The organism is Sphingomonas yabuuchiae, from assembly GCF_014199595.1.
GTDB classification, from domain to species: Bacteria; Pseudomonadota; Alphaproteobacteria; order Sphingomonadales; family Sphingomonadaceae; genus Sphingomonas; species Sphingomonas yabuuchiae.
This window is the reverse complement of record NZ_JACHNX010000009.1, coordinates 1-16885: the sequence shown is the minus strand read 5'-3', so window position 1 is coordinate 16885 and position 16885 is coordinate 1. Positions and strand designations below refer to the sequence as shown.

At 66.9% G+C, this 16885-nt stretch carries 17 protein-coding genes; 10 read left to right on the top strand and 7 right to left on the bottom strand.

All coding sequences use genetic code 11. The annotated features are described in order from the left end of the window. Positions 1 to 90: 90 nt before the first annotated feature. Genes nudC through GGQ89_RS11960 form a run of 3 tightly spaced genes read right to left on the bottom strand, consistent with a single transcriptional unit; the run spans position 91 to position 3313 of the window. Positions 91 to 945 carry an NAD(+) diphosphatase gene (gene nudC / locus GGQ89_RS11970; protein WP_184105956.1) on the bottom strand — a complete coding sequence of 285 codons (855 nt, stop codon included), beginning with the start codon at positions 943 to 945 and terminating at the stop codon, positions 91 to 93. Then, on the bottom strand, positions 942 to 2240 hold the full coding sequence (locus tag GGQ89_RS11965) for a serine hydrolase domain-containing protein (RefSeq protein WP_380773160.1): 1299 nt from the start codon (positions 2238 to 2240) through the stop codon (positions 942 to 944). The genes nudC and GGQ89_RS11965 overlap by 4 nt, the downstream gene beginning before the upstream one ends. A gap of 23 nt (positions 2241 to 2263) precedes the next feature. Next, entirely contained in the window at positions 2264 to 3313 is a 1050-nt protein-coding gene (locus GGQ89_RS11960; RefSeq protein ID WP_184105955.1) for an NUDIX domain-containing protein, read from the bottom strand. 26 nt (positions 3314 to 3339) lie between these two features. Here GGQ89_RS11960 and GGQ89_RS11955 point away from each other — a divergent pair, with 26 nt between their 5' ends. Genes GGQ89_RS11955 through GGQ89_RS11945 form a run of 3 tightly spaced genes read left to right on the top strand, consistent with a single transcriptional unit; the run spans position 3340 to position 5320 of the window. After that, complete coding sequence (locus GGQ89_RS11955) at positions 3340 to 3855, top strand: DUF721 domain-containing protein (protein ID WP_156361024.1); 516 nt, start codon at positions 3340 to 3342, stop codon at positions 3853 to 3855. Next, entirely contained in the window at positions 3855 to 4550 is a 696-nt protein-coding gene (locus GGQ89_RS11950; protein ID WP_184105954.1) for a thioredoxin domain-containing protein, read from the top strand. Before GGQ89_RS11955 ends, GGQ89_RS11950 begins: the two co-directional genes overlap by 1 nt. A 29-nt stretch (positions 4551 to 4579) precedes the next feature. Further along, the gene (locus GGQ89_RS11945) at positions 4580 to 5320 is read left to right on the top strand and encodes a DsbA family protein (protein WP_184105953.1); all 741 of its coding nucleotides are present in this window, start codon (positions 4580 to 4582) and stop codon (positions 5318 to 5320) included. A gap of 462 nt (positions 5321 to 5782) precedes the next feature. On the opposite strand, the gene groL is transcribed toward GGQ89_RS11945, so the two are convergent. Together groL and groES are read right to left on the bottom strand one after the other, a co-directional pair. Further along, the gene (gene groL / locus GGQ89_RS11940; protein WP_056431576.1) at positions 5783 to 7423 is read right to left on the bottom strand and encodes a chaperonin GroEL; all 1641 of its coding nucleotides are present in this window, start codon (positions 7421 to 7423) and stop codon (positions 5783 to 5785) included. Between the two features lie 53 nt (positions 7424 to 7476). Continuing rightward, positions 7477 to 7764: a co-chaperone GroES gene (groES, locus tag GGQ89_RS11935; RefSeq protein ID WP_007405746.1), complete on the bottom strand. Its 288-nt coding sequence runs from the start codon at positions 7762 to 7764 to the stop codon at positions 7477 to 7479. 225 nt (positions 7765 to 7989) lie between these two features. Here groES and sppA point away from each other — a divergent pair, with 225 nt between their 5' ends. The 6 genes from sppA to GGQ89_RS11905 all read left to right on the top strand — a co-directional run bounded on the left by sppA (position 7990) and on the right by GGQ89_RS11905 (position 15006). Continuing rightward, a complete protein-coding gene (sppA, locus tag GGQ89_RS11930) occupies positions 7990 to 9951 on the top strand; it encodes a signal peptide peptidase SppA (protein WP_184105952.1) in 1962 nt (653 codons plus the stop codon). A 201-nt stretch (positions 9952 to 10152) separates the two neighbouring features. Beyond that, positions 10153 to 10743 (top strand): GNAT family N-acetyltransferase, encoded by a 591-nt coding sequence (locus tag GGQ89_RS11925; RefSeq protein WP_184105951.1) that lies wholly within the window; start codon positions 10153 to 10155, stop codon positions 10741 to 10743. Positions 10744 to 10775: 32 nt separating this feature from the next. Continuing rightward, the gene (locus tag GGQ89_RS11920) at positions 10776 to 11489 is read left to right on the top strand and encodes a GNAT family N-acetyltransferase (protein WP_184105950.1); all 714 of its coding nucleotides are present in this window, start codon (positions 10776 to 10778) and stop codon (positions 11487 to 11489) included. 106 nt (positions 11490 to 11595) lie between these two features. Further along, a complete protein-coding gene (pgi, locus tag GGQ89_RS11915) occupies positions 11596 to 13089 on the top strand; it encodes a glucose-6-phosphate isomerase (protein ID WP_056431875.1) in 1494 nt (497 codons plus the stop codon). Positions 13090 to 13334: 245 nt separating this feature from the next. Beyond that, positions 13335 to 14684, top strand: a complete 1350-nt coding sequence (gene gor / locus GGQ89_RS11910; RefSeq protein WP_184105949.1) for a glutathione-disulfide reductase — start codon at positions 13335 to 13337, stop codon at positions 14682 to 14684. 157 nt (positions 14685 to 14841) lie between these two features. Then, positions 14842 to 15006 carry a hypothetical protein gene (locus GGQ89_RS11905; protein WP_156361023.1) on the top strand — a complete coding sequence of 55 codons (165 nt, stop codon included), beginning with the start codon at positions 14842 to 14844 and terminating at the stop codon, positions 15004 to 15006. 3 nt (positions 15007 to 15009) lie between these two features. Here GGQ89_RS11905 and GGQ89_RS11900 read toward each other — a convergent pair whose 3' ends face one another. Further along, positions 15010 to 15630 carry a glutathione S-transferase family protein gene (locus GGQ89_RS11900; protein ID WP_184105948.1) on the bottom strand — a complete coding sequence of 207 codons (621 nt, stop codon included), beginning with the start codon at positions 15628 to 15630 and terminating at the stop codon, positions 15010 to 15012. 31 nt (positions 15631 to 15661) lie between these two features. Next, positions 15662 to 16558 (bottom strand): dienelactone hydrolase family protein, encoded by an 897-nt coding sequence (locus GGQ89_RS11895; protein ID WP_184105947.1) that lies wholly within the window; start codon positions 16556 to 16558, stop codon positions 15662 to 15664. Between the two features lie 147 nt (positions 16559 to 16705). Here GGQ89_RS11895 and GGQ89_RS19855 point away from each other — a divergent pair. Beyond that, on the top strand, positions 16706 to 16885 hold a 180-nt coding region (locus GGQ89_RS19855), incomplete at its 3' end, for a hypothetical protein (protein ID WP_221238941.1).

Genomic DNA, 16885 nt, shown 5'->3' with positions numbered 1-16885 from the left:
CTGACGGAGGGGGGCTTCCACAAAGGGCGTCCCCTGAGGCACGCCCCCTCCACCAGCTTCGCTGGTCCCCCTCCCCGTACCGGGGAGGATTTACTTTGCCCACGCCTCCAGCAGCGTATGCGCGATCGCGTAAGACGGCGGCACGCCGAAACGCGATCCGTCCCCGGCCAGCGCCGCGCGCACCTCGTCACGCGAAACCCAGATCGCGTCCTCCAGCTCGGTCGTGTCGATGGTCAGCCGGTCATCCACCGCCTCCGCGACGCAGGCGATCATCAGCGACGACGGGAACGGCCAGGGCTGGCTGGCGATATAGCGGACGTGTCGAACCCGCACGCCCGCTTCCTCGAACAGCTCGCGCGCCACCGCTTCCTCGATCGATTCGCCCGGTTCCAGAAACCCCGCCAACGCCGAATAGCGCCCCGGCGGAAAGGCGGGCTGGCGGCCCAGCAGTGCACGACCGTCATGCTCGGCGATCATGATGACGACCGGGTCGACGCGCGGGAAATGCTCGGTCCCGCATACGGGGCAATGCCGCCCCCAGCCAGCGCGGAACGGCGCGGTCGCCGCCCCGCATTTCGCGCAAAAGCCGTGCCGCGCATGCCAGTCGAGCACCGAGCGCGCCGCCGCATAGGTCGCAGCCTCGCCCGCCTCCAGCGCATGGAGCGCCGCGATCATCTCGAACGACCGGCCGACCGCCGGTTCGCCGGTCAACCGGGCGAAATGCGGCACACCGTCCTCGATGCCGAGCAGCACATGGTCCTCGGGGGTTGCATCCACATCGATGGCGGTCCAGCCCAGCCGTCCGCCGTCCATCACCGGCTGATAGTCGTCCAGCACCAGCAGCCGCGCCGCCGGATCGGCCAGCGCCGCCGCGAAACCCGCCGGATCATGGCGCAGCGGGTCGGCACGATCCAGCCGCCCGCCGGTAAATCCCAGGGTCGTCACTTCGCCATCCGCCCCAGATCCTTGTAAAGCGCCGTCGCCAGATCGCTGCGTAACGGATAGCGGTCGGCGGGGAAGTAATTGACCATCACCGTGCCCCGCACATGCCGGGTCGGATCGACATAGGCGATCGTACCCGCCGCCCCGCCCCAGCCATAGGTACCCTTACCCGGCCCGCCCGGCGTATCGGCCAGCGTCACCGATCCGCCCGCGCCATAACCCGTCGGCACCTCGCCCCCGCTGCCGCCGCTCGCGCCCGTCACCGAACCATAGGTGACACCGGCGGGCAGCAGGTTGGACATGGCGAGTCGAACCGTTTCGGGCTTCATCACCCGGACGCCGTCGACCTGGCCCTCATTCTGAAGCATCTGGAGGAAGCGGTCATAGTCGCGCGCCGACATGACCAGCCCCGCGCCGCCATAGGGAAAGCTGGGGGCCAAGCGAAAGACCGAGGTCGCCGCCGGGTCCACCGGCACCATCCGGTCACCCAGGAAGGTATAGTTGGTGACCAGCCGGTTTGCCGCCGAAGCGGGCACCTGCCAATAGCTGCTGTTCATCTTCAAGGGCGTGAAGAGACGGGTCTGGACGAACCGCTCGAACGGCATACCCGACACCTTTTCGACCACCGCCGCCAGCACGTCGAGGCCCATCGAATAGCTCCAGCGCGTACCCGGCTCGGCGATCAGCGGCGCGGTGGCGGCACGTTCGGCAAATTGCTGGAGGGTCGCGGGGCGGGTCGGACGGACCTTGGCCTCGACCTGCGCATTGGCGGCGAAGGGCACCAGACCCAACCGCTCATATTCGCGGAGCAGCGGCCCCTTGGCGGTGAAGCTGTACCCCAGCCCCGCCGTGTGGGTCATCAGTTCGCGGATGGTGATCGGGTTGGTCGCCGGACGACTGTCGAGCGAGGCCTGCGGATTGGTCAGCACCCGCATATTCTTATAGGCCGGATATATATCGGACAGCGGCTGGTCGAGCTTCAGCCTGCCCTCCTCGACCAGGATCATCGCGGCCATGGCGGTGATCGGCTTGGTCATCGAATAGACCCGCCACAGCGTATCCGGAGTGGCGGCGGGCGCGTTCGGCTCGACCGCGGTCCAGCCTGCGGCCACGAACATCGGCGGTCGTCCCGGCAGCCCGATCGCAGCCACGATGCCGGGCATCTTGCCCGACCGGACATAGGTGTCGAACAGCGCCTGGGTAGTGGGCAGCGCGTTCGTGGCTTGCGCCCTCGGGGTCTGCGCCACCTGCGCGGGGGCGGCGGCACCCAGCAAGGCCAGCATCGCCCCGCTTGTCATCATCACTCGACGAATCATTGATATCAGACCCTTTTCAACAGATCGGCTGCCCGCGCGAACAAGGTGGGCAGCCCTGCGGTTCCCAGATCGGCGATCGGCCACCATTCGCCCCCGCTCGAATCGTCCGGCTCGCCATCGGTGCGGGCCAGCGCCAGTTCGAGTTCGAAATGGGTGAAGCCATGCACGACCGTCTCGTTCAGCATCGTCCACGGCCCCTGCCCCGGCGCATCGGCCAGCCCCGGCCGCTCATCGACCCAGGGCCCGGTCGGCAGCGCGCGCATACCGCCCAGCATCCCCTTGTCCGGGCGGCGGACCAGCCAGACGCGGCCCTCATGCTCGATCCAGAAGACGGTACCGTGACGATAGGGCCGCGCTTTCTTCGGCGCCTTAGCGGGCAGCGTCTCGGCAATCCCTTCCGCCCTGACCCGACAATCCACCGCGATCGGGCAGAGCAGGCATTGCGGCTTCTTCACCGTGCAGACGGAAGAACCCAGATCCATCATCGCCTGCGCAAAATCGCCCGCGCGTGCGTCGGGCGTAATCCGGTCGGTGGCCTCGCGAATCGCGGGCCGCGCGGCGGGCAGCGGGATCGTGATGGCGAACAGCCGGGCGACGACCCGCTCGACATTCGCGTCGACGACCACCGCCCGCTCGCCGAACGCGATCGCCGCCACCGCCGCCGCCGTATAGGCCCCCAGCCCCGGCAGCGCGTGCAAGCCCGCCTCGGTCTGGGGAAAGCGCCCGCCATGCTCGGCGACCACCGCCCGCGCGGCCTTCACCAGATTGCGGGCACGGGCATAATAGCCTAGCCCCGCCCAGGCGGCCATGATGTCCTCGTCCGACGCCGCCGCCAGGCTGGCGACATCGGGCCAGCGTGCCACCCAGGCGGTGAAGCGGGGCGTGACCGCCGCCACCGTCGTCTGTTGCAGCATCACCTCGGACAACCAGACGCGATAGGGGTCGGGCACCTCCCCCGGACGGCTGCGCCAAGGCAGTTCACGGGCGTGCCGGTCATACCAGGCGAGCAGCCGGGCGGCGGGGTTGTCGGGCGATGATGAATGCTTGGCGTCCACCCGCCCGCTATGGCATGGGGACGGATATGAGCAAGCGCGTCCGCGCCCCCCAGGAGCCGCCCCCCCGTTCCAACCGCCCCCGCGCGGTATCCGAACTGCTGCCCGCCATCGGCGGCGCGGCCTTTCGCCGCTTCGGTTTCGTCCAGAGCGCGATCGTCAGTCGCTGGCCCGATATCGTCGGCCCGCGCCTGTCTACCGCCAGCGCGCCCGAATCGATTCGCTTTCCGCAGGGCGAGAAGCAGAACGGCGTGCTGACGCTGGTCGTGCGCGGCGCCCACGCACCGATGATGCAGCATATCGCGCCCGAGATCATCGAGCGGGTGAACCGCTTCTTCGGCTATCCGGCGGTCGCCCGGCTCCAGATCCGCCAGGGCGAACTGCCCATGGCCGCCCCCCGCCGCGCCGCGCCACCCAAGCCGCAGCCGGTGCCGCCGGAAATGGGCGACGGCCTGCGCCAGATCGCCGATCCGGAGCTTCGTGCCGTGCTCGAATCGCTTGCCGCGGGCGTCGCTGCGACGCGCGGCCTTCCCAAGGTGTCGTGATGCGTCTTTTCCTGTCGCTGGCCGCGCTCGGCCTCGCTGTCTCCGCCGGTTCGGCCCAGGCCGCCCAGGCCCAGCGCAAGGGTGTGAACTGGGTGAGCCATGTCACCCAGACGACCGCCGGGGCCTATGTGATCGGCAATCCGGCGGCGCGGGTGAAGCTGGTCGAATATGTCAGCTATACCTGTCCGCATTGCGCCGTCTTCACCACCGAATCGGCGCCGGTGCTGAAAGGACAGATGGTCCGGTCGGGCTCGACCAGCATCGAGATCCGCCATTTCATCCGCGACCGGCTGGACTTGGCCGCTGCCCTCATCGCGCGCTGCGGCGGGGCGGCCAAGTTCGCCGGGTTGAGCGACGCGATCTTTGCGCAGCAGCGCGACTGGTTGAAGCGCGGCATGGAGTTCGACCAGGCCAATGGCCAGCGGATCGCCGCCTATCCCGCCGCCGCGCAGATGCGGGCGGAAGCGGACGGATCGGGGCTGACCGCGATCGGCAAGAGCGCCGGGCTGAGCGATGCGCAGATCACCGCCTGCCTGTCGGACCGCGCCGCCACCGACCGGATCGTCGCGATGACCACCGCCGCCCCCGACTCGATCGAGGGCACGCCGGGCTTCTTCATCAACGGCAAACAGGCCATGGGCGTGTTTTCCTGGGACAAGCTGCTGCCGCTGTTGCGCGCAGGCGGCGCCCGCTAAATCCTTCTTTTCCTTCGGAGCATATGTCGATGAAGTCTCGCCTCCTCCTCCTCGCCCTTCCGCTGGCGCTGGCTGCCTGCGGTGGCGGCAATGGCGACGCCAACGGCAGCGCCCCTGCCGCGTCGCCGCTGCCCGCGGTTGCTGCGCCTGCGGGCCAGGACTGGACCCAGGTCGTCAGCAAGACCGCCGAGGGTTATGTGATGGGCAACCCCAATGCGCCCATCAAGCTGGTCGAATATGGCTCGCGCCTGTGCCCGGCCTGCGGCGCGTTCGCGCGGGAGGGCTATGAGCCGCTGACGAATAATTACGTCAAGTCGGGCAAGGTCAGCTGGGAATTCCGCGAGTTCCTGATCCACGGCGCGCCCGATCTTCCCCCGGCGCTGCTCGGCATCTGCGCGGGCGAGGCGACCTTCTTCCCGGTGCTGGAACAGATGTACCAGTCGCAGCAGGGCTTCAACGACAAGCTCCAGGCGATGAGCCCGGCGATGCAGCAGCAGTTGCAGACCGCCAAGCCGGTCGACGTCATCAAGGCGCTGGCCGACCAGATGGATCTGGTCAACTTCGTCAAGCAGCGCGGCATCCCCGAAGCCAAGGCGCGCCAGTGCCTGAGCGACATGACGCAGATCGACCGCCTGACCAAGCAGACCCAGGATCGCGGCGCCGACGGGACCGTGACGGGCACCCCGACCTTTATCCTGAACGGCAAGCCGCTGAAGGGCGCGGTCAGCTGGTCGGACGTGCAGGCGGCGCTGAAGAACGCGGGCGCTTAAGCGGCTCGGGTTTTCGGGTTACGGGAAAGGCGGTCGGGCGAAGGTCCGGCCGCCTTTTTCTATGCCCCTGCCGTTCCCCGGCGAAGGCCGGGGCCCAGTTGCGGTGTGGCCGATGGCGCGCGCGGCAATGCGGGGAGGTCATTACGATATGCCCGATGTGCTTTCCCCACCATGTCCGCCACCACCTGGAGCGTACCGCAACTGGACCCCGGCCTTCGCCGGGGTACGGGACCTCCCTCCCCTCATCCGTTCGCACTGAGCGAAGTCGAAGTGCATGCCCCGCCTGCAACCCCGAGCGAGTCCCATGGCCTTCGACTTCGCTCAGGCTGAAAGGGGGTGGCATGCAGGGCGCATAGAAAAAGGCCCGGGGATCGCTCCCCGGGCCCTTCTTCTTTGGCTGTGCCGCAAGGACAAGGCCGGTCCGGTTCCCGGCGGGCAAGCCCCGCCGGTCCCCGATCCGACTTAGAAGTCCATGCCACCCATGCCGCCCATGCCGCCACCGGCGGGCATGGCGGGCTTGTCTTCGGGCAGCTCGGCCACGGTGGCTTCCGTGGTGATCAGCAGGCCCGCGACCGACGCCGCGTTCTGGAGCGCGGTACGGACGACCTTGGTCGGGTCGATCACGCCGGCGGCAACCAGGTTTTCATAGGTATCGGTCGACGCGTTGAAGCCGAACGAGGTGTCGTCCTGGTCGAGCAGCTTGCCCGACACGACCGCACCGTCATGACCGGCGTTCTGAGCGATCTGGCGAACCAGCGCGGTCAGCGACTTGCGAACGATGTCGATACCACGGGTCTGGTCGTCGTTGACGCCCTTGACGCCGTCCAGCGCCTTGGTCGCGTACAGCAGCGCCGTACCACCGCCGGGGACGATGCCCTCTTCGACGGCCGCGCGGGTCGCGTGCAGCGCGTCGTCGACGCGGTCCTTGCGCTCCTTGACCTCGACCTCAGTCGCACCGCCGACCTTGATCACGGCCACGCCGCCAGCGAGCTTGGCCAGACGCTCCTGGAGCTTCTCGCGGTCGTAATCGCTGGTGGTGTTCTCGATCTGCGCACGGATCGCCTCGGTGCGGCCCTTGATCGCGTCGGCTTCACCCGCACCATCGACGATGGTGGTGTTGTCCTTGTCGATCGTGACGCGCTTGGCGGTGCCCAGCATGCCGACGGTGACGGTCTCGAGCTTGATGCCCAGGTCTTCCGAGATCAGCTCGCCCGCGGTCAGGATGGCGATGTCTTCCAGCATCGCCTTGCGACGATCGCCGAAGCCCGGTGCCTTGACCGCTGCGACCTTCAGGCCGCCGCGCAGCTTGTTGACGACGAGCGTGGCCAGAGCCTCGCCCTCGATGTCCTCGGCGATGATCAGGAGCGGACGGCCCGACTGGACGACGGCTTCCAGGATCGGGAGCATCGCCTGCAGGTTCGACAGCTTCTTCTCGTGGATCAGGATGTACGGGTCGTTCAGTTCGACCGTCATCTTTTCCGGGTTGGTGATGAAGTAGGGCGAGAGATAGCCGCGGTCGAACTGCATGCCCTCGACGACGTCGAGTTCGAAATCGAGACCCTTCGCTTCCTCGACGGTGATCACGCCTTCCTTGCCGACCTTCTCCATGGCTTCAGCGATCTTCTCGCCGACTTCACGGTCGCCATTGGCCGAGATGATGCCGACCTGCGCCACTTCCGACGAACCCGACACGGGCTTCGAACGCGACTTGATGTCCTCGGTCACCTTGGCGACGGCGATGTCGATGCCGCGCTTCAGGTCCATCGGGTTCATGCCGGCCGCAACCGACTTCATGCCCTCGCGGACGATCGCCTGGGCCAGGACGGTCGCGGTGGTGGTGCCGTCACCGGCGATGTCGTTGGTCTTCGACGCCACTTCGCGCACCATCTGGGCGCCCATGTTCTCGAACTTGTCCTTCAGTTCGATTTCCTTGGCGACCGAAACGCCGTCCTTGGTGATGCGCGGGGCACCGAACGACTTGTCGATCACGACGTTGCGGCCCTTCGGCCCCAGCGTGACCTTGACGGCATCGGCGAGGATGTCGACGCCCTTCAGAATGCGCTCACGCGCGTCGCGCGAAAACTTGACTTCCTTGGCTGCCATGGTGGCTACCCTTTCAATAGAATGTCAGAAAAAACGGGAGGAAAACCGGTCGCTCAGCCGATGATGCCGAGGATATCCGATTCCTTCATGATGAGCAGGTCTTCACCGTTCACCTTGACCTCGGTGCCCGACCACTTGCCGAACAGAATGCGGTCACCCGCCTTCACGTCGAGCGGCGTGACCTTGCCGTCTTCGGCCTTGGCACCGGTGCCGGCAGCGACGACCTCGCCCTCCTGGGGCTTTTCCTTGGCGGTATCCGGGATGATGATCCCGCCAGCCGTCTTTTCCTCGGCCTCGACGCGACGGACGAGAACGCGGTCGTGCAACGGACGAAAGTTCATTGCCATGTCCCTTTAATCTGGCGTGTTACACTTTTCTGGCACTCGAGCCATGCGAGTGCCAACGCGATCGGATATGTGAACGGGCATTCAGGCCGTCAACGCCCATCGCCAAAAAATTTCGACGGACCGTGGCAGGCGCGGGAACAAATTCCGGCGGCCCTGCTGCGTATTGGCCCGGTAATACGGACCATTGCCGAGCATCCCCCGCTGGAGTAGCGATAGGGGATGACCGACGCCCGCGCCGACGCAATTCCCCCCGCCTCCCCGCTCGATCAGGATTTCAGCCGACCGGGGCGCAAGCCCGGACGGCGCAGCGGCTGGCGGCTGGTACGCGGCGCCTGGCGGCTGCTGGTCGGCATCAAGGATTTCCTGGTGCTGGCCGCGATGCTGTTGTTCTTCGGCCTGATCTTCGCCGCGCTCAACGCCCGGCCGGGGACCAAGGCGATCACCGACGGCGCGCTGCTGCTGAAGCTGGACGGCCCGATCGTCGAACAGCCCGAAACGGTCGCCCCGCTTGCGATGCTGTCGGGGCGCAGCGTGCCGCACGAATATCGCCTGCGCGATCTGGTCCGCGCGATCGATACCGCCAAGGACGATGGCCGGGTCAAGGTGCTGGTCCTCGATCTGGACGCGTTCGGCGGGGCCTATCCGGCGACCCTTCAGGAGGTCGGCGACGCGATCCAGCGCTTCCGCAAGGGCGGCAAGCCGGTGCTCGCCTATGCCACCGCCTATACCGACGGCGCCTATCGCCTGGCCGCAAACGCCAGCGAGGTCTGGGTCAATCCACTGGGCGGCACGCTGTTCACCGGGCCGGGCGGCAACCAGCTCTATTACAAGGGCCTGATCGACAAGCTGGGCGTCACCACCCATGTCTACCGCGTCGGCAAGTTCAAATCCTTCGTCGAGCCCTATATCCGCAGCGACCAGAGCCCCGATGCGCGCGCCGCGTCGCAGGCGCTGTACGGCACGCTGTTCGCCCAGTGGCGCGAGGCCGTGGCCAAGGCGCGGCCCAAGGCGCAGATCGACGCCTTCCTGACCCAGCCCGACCGCGCCGTGCTGGCGTCCAACGGCAGCATCGCCGACGCCAATCTGAAGGCGGGGCTGGTCGACAAGCTGGGCGACAAGCTGGCCTTCGGCAAGCGCGTCGCCCAGATCGCCGGAGCGGAGGCGAACAAGCCTGCCGGGTCGTTCCGTACCATCTCCTACGCCTCCTGGGTGCGCGCCAATCCGTTGCCGACCAAGGGCGATGCGATCGGCGTGCTGACCATCGCGGGCAATATCGTCGATGGCGAGGCCGGTCCCGGCACCGCCGCGGGCGAGACGGTGTCCAAGGCGCTGCTCGACGGCCTGGCCAAGAAGAACCTGAAGGCGCTGGTCGTGCGCGTCGATTCGCCGGGCGGCTCGGTGCTGGCCTCCGAGCAGATTCGCCAAGCGATCCTGGAGGCCAAGCGGCAGAAGCTGCCCGTCATCGTCTCGATGGGCGGCCTGGCGGCGTCGGGCGGTTACTGGGTCTCGACCCCGGCCGACCTGATCTTCGCCGAGCCGGGCACGATCACCGGGTCGATCGGCATTTTCGGCATCATCCCGACCTTCGAGAATACGCTGGCCAAGATCGGCGTGACCACCGACGGGGTGAAGACCACGCCGCTGACCGGCCAGCCCGACGTGCTGGGCGGCACGACGCCGATGCTCGACTCCATCCTGCAGGCGGGAATCGAGAATGGCTATCGCCAGTTCCTGACCCGCGTCGCTGAGGCGCGCCACATGACGCCGGAAAAGGTCGACACCATCGCGCAGGGTCGTGTGTGGGACGGTGGCACCGCGCGCCAGATCGGGCTGGTCGACGGCTTCGGCACCCTGTCCGACGCCATTGCCGAGGCCGCGCGCCGCGCCAAGCTGGACCCGGCCAAGGTCTATCCGGAATATCTGGAGAAGAAGCCGGGCTTTGCGGCAGTGCTGGCCGAAGGGTTCGACAGCGACGATGACGGCCAGCAGGGCGGCGACGTCTTCGCCATCGCGGCGGCCGAACGCCGCGCCGTCGCGGCCCGCGCGCTGGGCGATGTCGCGCGGCTGGCGCGGGGCGGGTCAGTGCAGGCGAAGTGCCTGGAATGCGGTGCGCTGGGCCCGGTGGGCTCGGCCAGCGACGAGCGGCTGCTCGACCTGCTGATCGCGCGCTTGGGGCTCTGAGCGGATCCCCCCTCCGTTCAGCCTGAGCGAAGTCGAAGGCCAAGGGATTCCCCGGGGAGGATAGCACGGGACGTGCACTTCGACTTAGCTCAGTGCGAACGGAAGGGGGATTGTGTCGCGAAGGGGCGCACAACGTTGGCCCCTTCCGAACCGCACATCCCCGCGCTACGCAGGCCCATCGTTTCAGGAGACGCTACCCCCATGATCGCCATCCGCGCCGCCCGCCCCGATGACGCAGCAGCCATCGCCGCCATCTATGCGCCGCATGTGCTGGCGGGCGTCGTCTCCTTCGAGACCCAGGCCCCCGACGCGGACACGATGCGTGCGCGGATGGAGGGGGCGGACGGCCTCTATCCCTGGATCGTCGCGACGCTGGCCGATGAAGAGGGCCGCGAAGACGCCGTGATCGGCTATGCCTATGCCGCGCGCTTCCGCGAGCGCGAGGCCTATCGCTGGGTGGTGGAGACGACCATCTATGTCGCCGACGTGTCGCAGCGTTCGGGCATCGGGCGGCTGTTGTACGAGGCGCTGGTCGACACGCTGACCGCGCAAGGCTTCACCCAGGCGATGGGCGTGATCGCGCTGCCCAATGACGGCTCGATCAAGCTGCACGAAGCCGTCGGCTTCCGCCGCGCAGGCGTCTTCCGCGAGGTCGGCCACAAGCATGGCCGCTGGATCGATGTCGGCTATTGGCAGCGCGAACTCGCCGAACCGGCGGCGCATCCCGCCGAACCGAAGCGCTTCACCGATGTCGGCGTGGTCCGCGATCCGGTGGCGGTAAAGCATCGGTAGGGCCGACCCACGCTTGCGCGGAAGCTGACAGGATGACGGACTTTTCGCCACGTATTCCGGAATATTGGCAGGCGCAGTTCGCAGGCGATGCGCTGGGTCCGGAAAGCTGTACGGTCAATCCTTCCCTGTCGCACAAGCGGCCCGCCATGATCCTGACAAGGGACGGTGCCCCCTCGCGGATGACGGTCCGCCCCGAACTCGCAGCGTGTCTTGGACAACTCGCGTCAACGTCATTGTCGATCGAGGACCAGAAAACAGCGCTGATCCGGTCCGGCATCACCTTCCACGATCCCGACCATCTGTTCTACCTGCCCGAGGACGGGCCCATCCCCACGCCCGCGCGGTCGGTACGCAAGCTGACGCCGGACGACCGCAGCGCCTTCGACATCTTTCATCATGAAGCGCCCGAGGCTGACCACGAGGATGCGTTTGTCGAATGGGATCATTGGGCCGTCTTCGGCTGCTTCGATGGCGATCGGCTGATCAGCGCGGCCAGTGCAATGCTGTGGGAGAACAGCCCGTTTACCGATCTGGGTGTCCTGACCCTGCCCGATGCGCGAGGCAAAGGCGCCGCCCGCGCCGTCGTTCTGGCGATGCTCGACTTTGTACGAAGTCAGGGCCTCGAACCGCAATATCGCTGCCAGATCGACAATATCGCGTCCGTCACCCTGGCGAAGGCGTGCGGCCTGCGCCTCTATGGGCAATGGATCGTCGCCGCCCAACCGCCCTCTCCGTGCCATAGTTGAGCGGCCCGCCACACAATACCAATCTAAGGCTTGGCTTTGCGCACCCGCTTTGGCTAACGCCGTAAGGGAAGCCCCCCGGGGCATGCGCAAGGAAGGAACAGGCATCATGGCTGCCGACTGGTCGACGATCGAATCGCTCCCGCAGACCCCGCTTCTCGATCTTTTCGCGAATGATCCCAACCGGCTGGCCTCGCTCAGCCTGGATGTGGCGGGTATCCATTTCGACTGGTCCAAGACCCATCTGACCCGCGAGGCCGTCGCCGCCTTCGCCGACCTCGCCAAGGCGAGCGGGCTGGCCGCCAAGCGTGACGCGCTGTTCGGGGGCGAGGTCGTCAACGTCACCGAAGGCCGCGCGGTCGAGCACACCGCCGAGCGTGGCGAGGGCAATCCCGAGAGCGTTGCCGTGGCGCGCCAGTCGCACGCCCGGATGCGCGCGCTGATCGACGCGATCGAGGCGGAAGCGCTCGGGCCGATCCGCCATGTCCTGCACATCGGCATCGGCGGCTCGGCGCTGGGCCCCGACCTGCTGGTCGACGCGCTGGGCCGCGACAGCGACCGTTATGACGTGGCGATCGTGTCGAACGTCGACGGCGTCGCGCTGGAGGAAGTGTTCAAGCGCTTCGACCCCGCCGCCACGCTGCTGGTCGTTGCATCCAAGACCTTCACCACCACCGAGACGATGCTGAACGCCACCTCGGCGCTTCAGTGGATGACCGAGAGCGGCGTCGAGGACCCTTATGGCAAGGTCATCGCGCTGACCGCCAATCCCGAAAAGGCGGTTGAATGGGGCGTCGACGAGACGCGCATCCTGCCGTTCGCCGAATCGGTCGGCGGCCGTTACTCGCTCTGGTCGACGATCGGCTTCCCGGCGGCGCTGGGCTTGGGCTGGGACGCGTTCGAGGAACTGCTGGAAGGCGCGGCCGAGATGGACCGCCATTTCCGCCTGACCGACCTGGCGCAGAACGCCCCCGCGCTCGCCGCCTTTGCCGACCTCTATTACACCCAGGTCCGCCATGCCGAGACGCGCGCGCCCTTCGCCTATGACGAGCGCCTGCGCCTGCTCCCCTCCTATCTCCAGCAGCTGGAGATGGAGTCGAACGGCAAGGGCGTGACCGTCGACGGCCAGCCCGTCGGACGGCCGACCGCCGCGATCACCTGGGGCGGGGTCGGCACCGATGCGCAGCATGCGGTGTTCCAGCTGCTCCACCAGGGCACGCACCTCGTCCCCGTCGAGTTCATCGCGGTCATCGAGCCGGGCGATGTGCTGAGCGACGATCATCACCGCCAGCTGCTGCTCAACGCCTTTGCGCAGGGTGCGGCGCTGATGAAGGGCAAGACGGTCGACGATCCCGCGCGCAGCTATTCGGGCGATCGTCCGTCCTCGACCATCCTGCTCGACACGCTCGACCCGCGCACGCTGGGCGCGCTGATCGCCTTTTACGAGCATCGCGTGTTCGTGAACGGCGTGCTGCTGGGCATCAACAGCTTCGACCAGTTCGGCGTCGAGCTGGGCAAGGAAATGGCCAAGGCCGCCGACCAGGGCGGGCAGGATTTCGATCCCTCGACCGAGGATCTGATCAAGCGGGCGTTTGGGGAGTAACGATCCTCCCCTACAAGGGGAGGTGGCATCGCGTAGCGATGACGGAGGGGTGTCACCGCCAGCGAGCGTTCCAGCCCCTCCACCACGCCCCGCGGGCGCGGTCCCCCTCCCCAAGCTGTGCTTGGGGAGGAATTGAAGTTTCCGATCACTGTCAGGGGGACGCTGAACTTGGCTCGGCGTCCCCCGTTGTGCTTTTAGGCGGGCTGCACACCCGCGCTTTCTGACTTCCCGGAGAAACCGATCCCATGGCTGACTATGACTATGACCTGTTCGTCATCGGGGCGGGTTCGGGCGGCACGCGCGCCTCGCGGGTCGCGGCGGCGCATGGTGCGCGCGTGGCGGTGGCCGAGGAATATCGCGTCGGCGGCACCTGCGTCATTCGCGGCTGTGTCCCGAAGAAGCTGCTCGTCTACGGCGCGCATTTCGCCGAGGATCTGAAGGACGCCCGCCGCTTCGGCTGGCAGGTGCCGAGCGACTGCGAGTTTTCGTGGGAAACGCTGCGCGACAATGTCCTGTCGGAGGTCGACCGACTGAACGGTGCGTACAAGAAGACGCTGGAAAGCCACAATGTCGAGATCATCGACCAGCGTGCCGTCGTCACCGGCCCGAACAGCGTCCGCCTGGCCGACGGGACCGAGAAGACCGCCGAGCGTATCCTGATCGCGGTCGGCGCGCATCCGGCCGTCCCCTCCTGCCCCGGCCATGAGCATGGCATCACCTCCAACGAGGCGTTCCATCTCGACGCGATCCCCAAACGCGTGCTGATCGCGGGTGCGGGCTATATCGCCAATGAATTTGCGGGCGTGTTCCACCAGTTCGGCGCCCACGTCACGCTGATCAACCGCAGCAAGGATATCCTGCGCGGCTATGACCTGACGATCCGTGACCGGTTGCTCCAGATTTCCATGATGAAGGGCATCGAGTTCCGCTTCGACGCGACGTTCGAAGGGATCGAGAAGATGGACGATGGCTGCCTGAAGGTATCCATGTCCAACCACGAGCCGATGATCGTCGACCTGGTGATGTTCGCGACCGGCCGCCTGCCCAATACCCATGGCCTGGGGCTGGAGACGGCGGGCGTCGAGCTCGACGATCATGGCGCGATCAAGGTGGACGAGGACAATCGCTCGACCTGTCCCAGCATCTATGCGGTGGGCGACGTGACCAACCGAGTCCAGCTGACCCCCGTCGCCATCCGCGAGGGACAGGCCTTTGCCGATACGGTGTTCGGCAATAAGCCGACCCGCGTCGACTATGACTGCATCCCGGCCGCCGTGTTCAGCCATCCGCCGATGGCGGGCGTCGGCATGACCGAGGCACAGGCGAAGCAGACGCTGGGATCGGTGCGGGTCTACACCTCCGACTTCCGCCCGATGAAGAATGTGCTGGCAGGCCGTGAGGAACGCGCGCTCTACAAGATGGTGTGCGACGGCGACACCGGCCGCGTGGTCGGGCTGCACATGATCGGTCCCGACGTGCCCGAAATCCTCCAAGCCGCCGCCATCGCGGTGAAGGCCGGCCTGACCAAGGCGCAGTTCGACGCCACCGTGGCGCTGCATCCGACCATGTCGGAGGAACTGGTGCTGATGCGCTGAAGGCTCGGTTGCCCCCCGGTGTCCCACCGGGGGGCAGTCCAGAGGCAGACCATCCTTATTTGCATATCGCGCTAAATGTTATTGCGGTTTAGGATATGTTCACGTCGAGTCGCTAGGACGTTGGAACAGAGGCGTTGCGGTGGAAATGGAACCGAAGATGAGTGAGCATGGCGTTACTTTCGAGCAGGTCATCGCCTTCGCAAAGGCCGCGATGGACGGCGCCGATGCGTTGAACCAGCCGCTGGCGGGCAACCACATCGCCGCCGGGCTCGAAATGCTGCGCAACGCCCATCAGCAGGCGGGAGCCGCCTCTTCGGTCTGATCGTCAGGCGTCTTCCGAGCTTTTGCCTTCGTCCAGCGCGGTGGCACGCCGATGCGCGGGACGATCCTGCAAGCGACCGATATAGGCCATGATCGCATCGGTCTTGGGGATCAGCCCGAACTGGGTGAACCACATCAACTGCGACCCCAGATAGACATCCGCCGCCGTGAAGCGCTCGCCGGTGATATAGGGATGCTCGGCCACCGCCGCGCCGACGACGCCCACGGCCCGGTCGAAATCGCCATAGCCCGCCATACGCTGTTGCTCGGCGGTCGGCTCCACGCCCATCGCGCGATTGGTGATCGCGGCCTCCAGCGGCCCCGCCGCGAAGAACAGCCAGCGATAATAACGTGCCTGCTCCGGCGGCAAGGGCGACAGTTCGGCATCGGGAAAGGCTTCCGCCAGATAGGCGCAGATCGCCGCCGTCTCCGTCACCACCTGGCCGCGATGGACGATGGCGGGCACCTTCATCATCGGATTGATCGCGCGATAGTCAGGTGCGATCATCGTCGTCTCGTAATCCAGCACGACCGTGTCATAGGTCGCCCCCGTCTCCTCGAGCATCCAGCGGGCGATGCGGCCCCGCGACTGGGGATTGGTGTACAACGTCAGGTCGGCGGTCATCAGGCTCTCCAAGGCGATGTGAGGGGCAAAGTCAGGCGCGGTCGAGATGGCGGTGCAGAAAGGCGATGGTCCGCGACCAGGCCTGGGCCGCCGCCGCCGCATTATAGCGCTCGGCGGAGCTGTCGTTGTTGAAGGCATGGTCGACGCCCGGATAGGTAAAGGCCTCGACCGGCCGCCCCGCCGCCTTCAATGCCGCGACCCAGGGCTCGCCAGTCGCATTCACGCGCGCATCCTTGCCCGCATAATGCAGCATCAGCGGCGACTGGACCTTCGCCGCTTCGCCGGGGCTAGGTGCAGGGCCGTAATAGGCCACGCCCGCCGACAGCGCCGGGCCTGCCGCCACCGCCAGCCGGTTGACGAACGCCCCGCCCCAGCAAAAGCCGACCGCGCCGACGCGGCCGGTGCCCGTCTTGTCGGTGGCGGCATGTCCCATCATCGCCCGCGCCTGGGCCAGCGCCAGATCATAGTCGAGCGTGCCGATCAGCGTTCGCGCGCGATCCTCATCCGCCGGTGTGCCGCCCTGCGGGGCTAACAGATCGGGCGCGATCGCATGGAACCCGGCTAACGCGATGCGCCGCGCGACATCCTCGATATGCGGGGTAAGGCCGCGATTCTCATGGATGACCAGCACCGTGCCGAGCCGCTTCTTCACGCCCTTGGGACTGGCGAGATAGGCGGCCGAGCGCGCACCCGCCTCCATCCCCTCGCGACGGTCGATACGCAGCCGGATATCACGGGGGTCGGTCTGTGCGGCAGCGGCGGGACTGGCGGAGATACCCAGGATCAGCGCCTCGGCGGCGGCGACCGATCCGGCCAGCGCGGTCATCTGGCGCAGGAGGGTGCGGCGGTCGTGATGCTCATGGGTGAAGGCGTCATAGATACGCACCGCGCGGTCGCGCAGCGATTCAGTCGGGGGGATATCGGTCATGCGGGCATCCTCCACTCCGGTCACGAGTCCGGCATGGGCGCCGGTATCCTCGCGATTGTGAGGAGAGCTTAGTGGTGTGGGGTGACGGGGGCCAGGATTGATTGCGTGGGGTCGGCGAGGCGTGGCCTTCCATTGCACTCAGGCGGAATGGAGTGGGAGGATGCGCACCCGGCGTTTCGTGAAGATAGCGCCGAGATTCTACTGGCCCGAGATGGTTCCACCCCTCCCCTTCAGGAGATCATTGCAAAACCCGATTGCAGTGAACTGGGCGGGTATTTCGGATTGGCTGGGTGTCAGCGGCCCCGCCCGCTGACCAGCGGGCGGTGG

Coding starts and splice junctions, on each gene's coding strand:
- GGQ89_RS11900 (WP_184105948.1), bottom strand. CDS start 15,630: ATGACCGCCGACCTGACGTTGTACACCAATCCCCAGTCGCGGGGCCGC.
- GGQ89_RS11950 (WP_184105954.1), top strand. CDS start 3,855: ATGCGTCTTTTCCTGTCGCTGGCCGCGCTCGGCCTCGCTGTCTCCGCC.
- gor (WP_184105949.1), top strand. CDS start 13,335: ATGGCTGACTATGACTATGACCTGTTCGTCATCGGGGCGGGTTCGGGC.
- GGQ89_RS11920 (WP_184105950.1), top strand. CDS start 10,776: ATGACGGACTTTTCGCCACGTATTCCGGAATATTGGCAGGCGCAGTTC.
- GGQ89_RS11955 (WP_156361024.1), top strand. CDS start 3,340: ATGAGCAAGCGCGTCCGCGCCCCCCAGGAGCCGCCCCCCCGTTCCAAC.
- groL (WP_056431576.1), bottom strand. CDS start 7,423: ATGGCAGCCAAGGAAGTCAAGTTTTCGCGCGACGCGCGTGAGCGCATT.
- GGQ89_RS11905 (WP_156361023.1), top strand. CDS start 14,842: ATGAGTGAGCATGGCGTTACTTTCGAGCAGGTCATCGCCTTCGCAAAG.
- GGQ89_RS11895 (WP_184105947.1), bottom strand. CDS start 16,558: ATGACCGATATCCCCCCGACTGAATCGCTGCGCGACCGCGCGGTGCGT.
- GGQ89_RS11945 (WP_184105953.1), top strand. CDS start 4,580: ATGAAGTCTCGCCTCCTCCTCCTCGCCCTTCCGCTGGCGCTGGCTGCC.
- GGQ89_RS11965 (WP_380773160.1), bottom strand. CDS start 2,240: ATGACAAGCGGGGCGATGCTGGCCTTGCTGGGTGCCGCCGCCCCCGCG.
- pgi (WP_056431875.1), top strand. CDS start 11,596: ATGGCTGCCGACTGGTCGACGATCGAATCGCTCCCGCAGACCCCGCTT.
- sppA (WP_184105952.1), top strand. CDS start 7,990: ATGACCGACGCCCGCGCCGACGCAATTCCCCCCGCCTCCCCGCTCGAT.
- GGQ89_RS11925 (WP_184105951.1), top strand. CDS start 10,153: ATGATCGCCATCCGCGCCGCCCGCCCCGATGACGCAGCAGCCATCGCC.
- groES (WP_007405746.1), bottom strand. CDS start 7,764: ATGAACTTTCGTCCGTTGCACGACCGCGTTCTCGTCCGTCGCGTCGAG.